Origin of the sequence: Halomonas sp. NPDC076908 (genome assembly GCF_050269715.1) — a bacterium.
GTDB lineage: Bacteria > Pseudomonadota > Gammaproteobacteria > Pseudomonadales > Halomonadaceae > Vreelandella.
Genome location: NZ_JBNNIW010000077.1, coordinates 1 through 4,617, shown reverse-complemented (window position 1 = coordinate 4,617; position 4,617 = coordinate 1). Strand labels below are relative to the sequence as shown.

General features: G+C 52.9%; 5 protein-coding genes. 1 reads left to right on the top strand and 4 read right to left on the bottom strand.

Annotated elements, in window-relative coordinates; all coding sequences use genetic code 11:
- Positions 1-1,455 precede the first annotated feature (1,455 nt).
- Positions 1,456-2,352 (top strand): hypothetical protein, encoded by an 897-nt coding sequence (locus tag ACQKE4_RS20110; protein WP_427389990.1) that lies wholly within the window; start codon positions 1,456-1,458, stop codon positions 2,350-2,352.
- 13 nt (positions 2,353-2,365) lie between these two features.
- Here the strand turns inward: ACQKE4_RS20110 and ACQKE4_RS20105 are convergent, their stop codons facing one another.
- From ACQKE4_RS20105 to ACQKE4_RS20090, 4 genes are all read right to left on the bottom strand, one after another.
- Positions 2,366-2,941: an SCO family protein gene (locus tag ACQKE4_RS20105; RefSeq protein ID WP_339934647.1), complete on the bottom strand. Its 576-nt coding sequence runs from the start codon at positions 2,939-2,941 to the stop codon at positions 2,366-2,368.
- A gap of 11 nt (positions 2,942-2,952) precedes the next feature.
- Entirely contained in the window at positions 2,953-3,417 is a 465-nt protein-coding gene (locus ACQKE4_RS20100; protein ID WP_339934648.1) for a copper chaperone PCu(A)C, read from the bottom strand.
- Positions 3,395-3,658: a cytochrome c oxidase assembly protein gene (locus ACQKE4_RS20095; RefSeq protein WP_427389991.1), complete on the bottom strand. Its 264-nt coding sequence runs from the start codon at positions 3,656-3,658 to the stop codon at positions 3,395-3,397. Before ACQKE4_RS20095 ends, ACQKE4_RS20100 begins: the two co-directional genes overlap by 23 nt.
- 38 nt (positions 3,659-3,696) lie before the next feature.
- Positions 3,697-4,617 (bottom strand): IS3 family transposase (locus ACQKE4_RS20090; protein WP_427389989.1); only part of this gene is annotated, 921 nt, incomplete at its 5' end.

Genomic DNA, 4,617 nt, shown 5'->3' with positions numbered 1-4,617 from the left:
ACAGCCACTCGCGCTGAAGAGGCGAATTCTGATAAGCAATGCCAACAGCCAGTACCTTCAGACCGCTCAATCAGCGCCCTCGTGAATAAGGCGGGTTCATCAGAGAAAGGTTAATTTCTCCAAGTATGGATATCTATGAGTCCAGGGCCACGTACTCTTGAATCGCCCCAGGTTTCGTAGACACTCCAGGCCTGATACCAGCTTACAGCTCATACGCTGGAAGACATCGTCAGCACAGCATTGCAGGCTCTCTACCTGGTTAAAGATAAACATATCCTTTTAATTGCAGCCCAGCGAGTGATGGATTTGTCCCTATATCACCGGTTGATAATCAATAAAGATGGTCAGCGAGAAAATTCTGCCGATCGAATCGCGGATGAGCGGAGCTTATCGAATGCCTTGACTAGGATTCCTGCAACCATCGATAAACCTCTCACGGATGTTCCAGCAGCTTGGTTAAAGGGAGGGATACCCCGAGCTCGCCGCGGTAGACACGCTGATTATGAGAGCTGGGGCGATTCTGCCCCAGCTTTTGAACCAAGATTTGCGGCTAAAATATTCAAGCATTTCCGGTCGAGATATGGTGCCAATCCGTTAACCATAGAGAGCTGATAAAGGCCACACTCCTTCAATTGGTGACATGGACCAGCGAGCGATTAATTCCCCCTTGGCAGCAAGATGTCGAGCGCTTAGACAGACAATCAAATATTCAGCGCTCTGGTCGCGTTCAAGGTCAAAACGAGCGCGCTTCATGATCCCCGAAAGTCACCCCACCGTTGTGTTGTTGGCGCTGATAACACGGTTATCCCACCACCCCCATGGGCCGCATCGCCGCCGCGTTCCACCGGCTCATCGCCCCATGTCGGAACGTGCCGTTAGAGCCTCATAGGCGCGTTTAAAACGCAGAATGAAAGCGGAGCCAACCTCTTGAAGCAACACCTAACGGTAGACTGCGATGAGTGTGGTCGAGAAGTCTCTAAATTGTGGCGACGCCATAAGGGTCATGGTCATGGTTACTGCTCAACTTGCTATGCTCGTGTGTTTAAGCGGCGGATGTGCCCACGATGTGGCGAGTTAGCCCGTCTGCCTAAAAATGATCCAGACGTCGCCTGTCATCAGTGCGACGTCGACAAACCGTGTGCACGATGTGGAAAAGCTAGTTCAGACTACACCATCGGCAAGGTCACTCCCTACGGCCCTGTCTGTAACGCCTGCGCTCCCTATTTCAAAGCACCAGAGCCCTGCGAGGCGTGTGGGAAAGCATCTCAACGTCTTACCCGAGTGACGCGTATGGGGCATGATCATCGCTTATGTCCACGCTGTGCGATGGCTGATCACGGTACCTGCTCTGCGTGTCGTCGACATCGCTTATTGGTCATGACATCAAGCGGTGACGCATTGTGCAAAGTTTGTTATGAGCAAGGTGAGATTGCCTGCCCATCGTGTGGCCATCCTATGCCTGCGGGTCGAGGCGATGTCTGTGAGCCCTGTTACAGGACGCGAACATGCCGTAAACGCATCACCATTGGACAAGCCGGTATCACCACAAAAGCGTTAAGTGAGGCAATTGGGGAATTTGGTGAATGGCTGATCCGTACCACGGGGACGCATAAAGCTGCCCTCAAGATCAATCATTTCTTCTCCTTCTTCCTTGAGCTCGACCAGGCGTGGTCACGGATACCGAGCTATTCGGAGCTACTTCATCACTTCGGGGCGGAGGGGGTGCGGCGAGTGAGGCTGCCCATGCGATGGTTGCATGAAGAGCAAGGGGTAGAGTTGGATCACCAAGCAAAGAAGATCGACTCAGAGAAACGACGTATCCAAGCGTGCCTCAGTTCTATGCCGTCCGCTTCGCTATCAGGCCAAGTGCTGCAAGCCTATTGGCTTCAATTGGAAACCCGTATAGAGGTGGGAAAAGCGTCCCACACATCCGCACGGCTTGCCCTAAGAGCGGCATCCGCATTGCTATTCGCTACTGACCAGGAGGGGCAGCGGCTGCCTCAACAAGGCGATGTAGACAGCTATTTGCAGGCAGTGCCTGGACAAGCTGCCTCGGTGACGGGGTTTATCAATTTTTTAAATCGACAATATGCCACCACACTGGCCCCTAGGGTGAATGAGAAACGGGCAAGAAACCGGCGAAAAGAAAAGTTGGCTCGCACCTTGATGCAAATGGCTAAGTGCGCTGATCAAGGGGAGGCTTGGAGGGAGCAATGGATCATCACTGCTATGGAATACTTTCATTACACGAAAGTATCCAAGAAAACACTTCGTCAGCAGGCTGTAAAACGAGAGGAAGATGGGATAAAGGTAATCATGGGCGGCGTGACCTACTGGCTGCCTATCGCATGAGTGCTAAGGCGCCTCATTGATCGGCAAGCCTTTTAACATCGGCCACCACAGCCTCCATGGGGTCGCTATCGCGGATCAGTACACGCGCCTCTCCCTGTTCATTGAAGGCGAATACCGCGCTGGAGTGCGATACATCGTAGTTGCCGTTGCTATCTTCTTCACCATACCCGTAGGTAACACGATAGCGGCGTGTAAGCTCATCAAGCGCTGCTTTGTCCCCCGTGAGGCCAATGAACTGATGGCCGAAAGCGTTAGTATAGGCACTCAGTGTTGCTGGGTTATCGCGACGGGGATCTACAGAGACAAAAAGTACCTGGATATCATCGCGATAAGTTTCCTCTAGGCGCTGGATGACAGTGTCGAGGCGCGCAAGCGTGGTGGGACAGACATCAGGGCAATGAGTGAAACCAAAAAAAAGCAGTGTGCTCTTGCCAAGGAATTGATCGGCGGTCACGTCATTACCGTTCTCATCAACAAGATCAAATGCCAACGGCGGCATAAGCCCTGAGATATCCTTGGTCTGCCACGTTTGCTCACCGCACCCCATTAGCCATAGCGATACGAACACCGGAATAATCCATTGGCGCATTCTGCTCGCTCCTACTGTGTTGTGGGTGCTCCAGCGCGGAACTTGACGTTCTGCTGCTGCCCGTTGTCTAACAGGAGGGTTACTTCAATTTCGTCGCCGACGGCGATGGGGTGCTTACGCTTTATCAGCATTAAGTGATAGCCCCCCGGAGCAAGCTCAACTAGCTCTCCCGCCGCTACTGTTAACTGTTCTACGTGCTGCATACTTGAGATACCGTCCTGACTGACACTTTGATGTATCGTGACGTTATCAAAGGCCGAGCTATCCGCCCCTATCAGCGTGGTGCCTGTTTCACCGGTATTCGTGAGGGTAAAGTAGCCTGCTGCAGGAATATCGCCTGGCAGTAGTCGTATACGAGCATCAGAGATCTGCAAATCTGCAGCGAGCAGCGTGCCGGGCATTCCGAAAGCCAACACAAAAGTCGAGCACCAGATGCTCGCTGATCGCGGTAATTTAGCGAGTTGGGTGGGGAGCATGAACAGTATCCTCATTTCGAGCGTCACGGAACATAAAGCTAAGAACAATAAGCACTCCAAGAGCGCTCATCATGGTGGCTGGAATCCAGGTCAGCAGGCCGCCAATACGTTGATCATCGAGAGGATCCAACGGCCAAGCACGGCCACAAACCTCATAGACATCAAAAATCACCTCTTCACTGAAGGCGATGTAGGCACCCAGAACAATCTGCGGTGGGATCACCGCCATTAGAATGGCAATTCGCTTACTGATCTGGCAACAGTTTTCCGGACACTTTTTTAAGCGGCTGCACGTAGCCTCGATTCATAGTCCGCTGGACTCATATAGTCGTTGCTGGAGTGCAGCCGCACCCGATTATAAAATACCTCGATATACTCGAAGATCGCCTGCCTCGCTTCCTCTCGCGTCTTAAAGTCCTCGTGATACACCAACTCGGTCTTTAGAGTATGAAAGAAGCTTTCTGACGGGGCGTTGTCCCAACAGTTACCCTTGCGGCTCATGCTGCACTTGAACTCATGCTGCTTGAGCAAGCCCTGGAAACTATCCGAGGCATACTGGCTGCCACGGTCACTGTGAACCAGCAGACCGGCTGCTGGCCGACGCTTAAAGATCGCCATGGTCAGCGCGTCGTTCACCAACGCTGCCGGCATCCGGCTATCCATGGACCATCCGACGACCGCTCGTGAGCAAAGGTCAATGAAGACGGCTAGGTACAGCCAGCCCTCCCGTGTCGGGATATAGGTGATATCACCGACATAAGCCTGATCAGGCTCTGATGCCGTGAAGTTACGATTCAGCAGGTTCGCGGCTACCGGCTTGTTATGCTTTGAATTGGTCGTCGCTTTGAACTTGCGCCGCATCTTGCACTCAAGGCCCTCTTCACCCATCAATCGACCGATTCGACGGCGGCTGACGGTTTCTCCGTCTTCAGCCAGTTGCTTTTGAATACGCCGTGTTCCATAGGTTGAGCGGCTTTTTTTATGATGTTCACGAATACTGGCCTTCAACGCCTGATCATCCCGGACTCGCTGGCTGGACGGTCTAGTTCGCCACTCGTAATAGCCACTGCGAGAGACTTCAAACACTCGGCACATCAGGGCAGTGCTGAACGTGCCCCGATGCTCCTCGATGAAGCCGTACCTCAGTTCGATTCTTTGGCGAAGAAGGCCGCCGCCTTTTTTAACAGTTCCCGCTCTTCC

Excerpts from the sequence above, each read along its gene's own strand:
- ACQKE4_RS20110 (WP_427389990.1), top strand. The coding sequence starts at position 1,456 with ATGCCTGCGGGTCGAGGCGATGTCTGTGAGCCCTGTTACAGGACGCGA.
- ACQKE4_RS20105 (WP_339934647.1), bottom strand. The coding sequence starts at position 2,941 with ATGCGCCAATGGATTATTCCGGTGTTCGTATCGCTATGGCTAATGGGG.
- ACQKE4_RS20100 (WP_339934648.1), bottom strand. The coding sequence starts at position 3,417 with ATGCTCCCCACCCAACTCGCTAAATTACCGCGATCAGCGAGCATCTGG.